Annotated in this window: 1 protein-coding gene; it reads right to left on the bottom strand. The window is 65.6% G+C overall.

The window, feature by feature from the left end; genetic code table 11:
• Positions 1-10 precede the first annotated feature (10 nt).
• Positions 11-277 carry a UBP-type zinc finger domain-containing protein gene (locus tag ATN38_RS17585; protein ID WP_007735548.1) on the bottom strand — a complete coding sequence of 89 codons (267 nt, stop codon included), beginning with the start codon at positions 275-277 and terminating at the stop codon, positions 11-13.
• Positions 278-285: the final 8 nt, after the last annotated feature.

The following is a 285-nucleotide window of genomic DNA, read 5'->3' as shown; positions in this document are numbered from 1 at the left end:
TGAGGCGCCCTCAGACGAAGTTCTGGTCGACATAACACCACCGCCAATCCTCGCCGGGCTCCATCGACTGGACGATCGGATGCCCGATGGCGTGAGCGTGAGCACTCGCGTGCCTGCCCGGCGAAGAGTCGCAGCAACCGACGTGTCCGCACGTCAGGCACAGCCTCAGATGCACCCACGGGGTGCCGAGGCGAAGACATTCCTCGCAGCCCTGCGGGGTACGGGGCACCACGGCCCGGATCGCGGTTACATGTGGGTCCGCATGGACAGGACTCATGACTTCGC

The sequence above is a fragment of the Rhodococcus sp. FH8 genome, assembly GCF_019266085.1.
Classification (GTDB): Bacteria; Actinomycetota; Actinomycetes; order Mycobacteriales; family Mycobacteriaceae; genus Rhodococcus_F; species Rhodococcus_F qingshengii.
The sequence above is the reverse complement of the archived record's forward strand: the minus strand, read 5'-3'. Positions and strand labels throughout refer to the sequence as shown.